The following is a 2,187-nucleotide window of genomic DNA, read 5'->3' on the forward strand; positions in this document are numbered from 1 at the left end:
AGTATGGCAGTTGAATATGGGCATTAAACGCAATATACCTCCCTAAAATTAATTCGATTTGACGGGGTCACTTAATGCTCCAGTATATCCACCAATTGACGGTAACATTTCGAATTTAGACGTTTGAATTTTTCCGGTAGTTCTTTCGAATACTGAATAATTCTTTCTGCAATTTGAGTTTTGTTTTTACCTATTCCAGTTGCTTGCCAATCATTAATAGCCTGTAATAATTCTATTGAAAACATTTTACTTATAATAATTAATGGTTATTTTCCATGGTGCTTTCTTCAAGGAAATCCAAGTCGCCTACTTTTATCATTAGACAATTTTGTTTTCCTCCAACTATACAACGTAATTTACTGCATCTTCTTTTTTTATCGTCTTTCATATAGAATCAATGTCTTTGAGGGAAATCGATGGGTAATACAACTTTAAAAATATCTGCAAATGTTGACCACGCTGGTATATCTACGTTGATGTTGGCGTTTATGTTGTTGTAGTATCCTTGGATGTCTTCGGTATATGTAGCCAATGCTTCAAAAAATGTAGGTAATGTTTTGTTTTCTCAACCTTCAGGATTATTAATAAAATCCTCCCGCAATAACCCTAGAAACAGGATAAAACTTTGTCTATCTGTAATTTTCAAGTTGTATAGTGGATTACTTATAAATTCAATGATTTTTATTTTTTATCAAGACCCAGTTTCACTTCTTCTGATAAAATTATTTCAGCTAATTTCTCTTTTGAAAATGAACAGTATTCGTCAAGATAGTCCTTATGGATGTAAATGCTTTGTGTTATATATCTCTGATCTAGAGTTTTGATATACTCACTTCTAGGTGGTTGGCTCAATAGTGTAGTTATCTCAGAAGGATTTCTATTTTCTAATTCAGCATCCATTTTTTTATGAAGTATTTTAGATGTGGTAGGAATACATAAGAATCCGTCATTGATTAACCTATCTAATTCTTTAGATAAAAGTCTCTTGGTATCATTTGATTTATCACCTATAATTTTTCTTCTGGAGAGAACTTCTTTTAAATTTATCGTCAATTCTGATTTCGTTGGAATTGGGAAATTTGGATTAGCAAAATTATAATATTCAATTCCAAAAAGACTTGCAATTTTAACCATCCTACTAATATTTAAACCGACTTGCCAGAAATAATATCGTTGACATTATCTACGTTGGAATTAATAAGAGTAGCGAAATCTTTGACATTTAGTCCAGATTTTACTAGATATTTTTGAACTTGCTTACCAAATTCAATCTTATATTCAATTTCGGTTTTCATAAAATAGTAAATATTATTTTGTAAATTCTAACTTCTTTATTATCTTTGGATAAGCGATGTAAAAGTCATGGCATTTTGCCTTGATAAACGATGTTTTCTCGAAACCAAAAAAGGACTAAATTTTTCGCCGAGAAAGTCGTGTAAATCGCTCCGTGCTATTGTATGATTAAAAAGTTTTAATACTTTTGACATATGCGGCATGTGAGCGGCTTCACGTTAGCTTTGGCGATACATTTTCATAATCTATTAACAGATGCGAAAGTGAGGGACTAGTCCTCCCTGGTTTCAAAGTGTGAAGTTGCTCCTTGCTTAGCTAACGAAAGAGCTCTAACCACCCGTAACATCGTTTTTCATAACCATACAATAATTATGATGATACGATTCAAAACCACCCACAGAACCACCCACGACATGATCAAGGATCAGAGTCATCGGTTCGCCCATTCCATTTTTATAAAGAACATATCCTGTGCGCCAGAATAGGGCGTTTAGTAAAACATAAGTGCAAATAGGGAAGGGGAAAGCTAGTCCTAAATCAAAAGGTGCGCAGATAGTAGAAAGCATGGTGTGATGACCATACCTCATACTAAAAAAGCGAGCTCTTGACAGGTTAATATCAGCTTCTTACCATCCTTAATGGCTTATGTTACCGACTTTCATTTTGATATACAATTGCTTGCATAGCCTAAATTGGATCGGATTTTAACGTATTGCAACTTAAAATTACACTTTTCTAGTCATAAAGCAAATTACTGTCATCAAGTTTTATTGAATTACATCAATAAGTGAAAGTCGGTTCTTGTTCTTTAACCCAAATAATGCAATAATGAAGACCATTATATAACCAATTGACGACGACGTAAAATTGCATTTTCTTGATTTAATATTTTTT

3 protein-coding genes are annotated in these 2,187 nt (G+C 32.7%); all 3 read right to left on the minus strand.

The features are described 5' to 3' along the window. Positions 1–71 precede the first annotated feature (71 nt). Positions 72–245: a hypothetical protein gene (locus L950_RS29090; protein WP_021191576.1), complete on the minus strand. Its 174-nt coding sequence runs from the start codon at positions 243–245 to the stop codon at positions 72–74. Between the two features lie 436 nt (positions 246–681). Continuing rightward, positions 682–1,134, minus strand: a complete 453-nt coding sequence (locus L950_RS25060; protein ID WP_021191577.1) for a hypothetical protein — start codon at positions 1,132–1,134, stop codon at positions 682–684. 488 nt (positions 1,135–1,622) lie between these two features. Next, a complete protein-coding gene (locus L950_RS25065; protein WP_156169873.1) occupies positions 1,623–1,880 on the minus strand; it encodes a hypothetical protein in 258 nt (85 codons plus the stop codon). Positions 1,881–2,187: the final 307 nt, after the last annotated feature.

This window comes from Sphingobacterium sp. IITKGP-BTPF85, from assembly GCF_001006065.1.
GTDB classification, from domain to species: Bacteria; Bacteroidota; Bacteroidia; order Sphingobacteriales; family Sphingobacteriaceae; genus Sphingobacterium; species Sphingobacterium anhuiense.

Excerpts from the sequence above, each read along its gene's own strand:
- L950_RS25060 (WP_021191577.1), bottom strand. The coding sequence starts at position 1,134 with ATGGTTAAAATTGCAAGTCTTTTTGGAATTGAATATTATAATTTTGCT.
- L950_RS25065 (WP_156169873.1), bottom strand. The coding sequence starts at position 1,880 with ATGAGGTATGGTCATCACACCATGCTTTCTACTATCTGCGCACCTTTT.
- L950_RS29090 (WP_021191576.1), bottom strand. The coding sequence starts at position 245 with ATGTTTTCAATAGAATTATTACAGGCTATTAATGATTGGCAAGCAACT.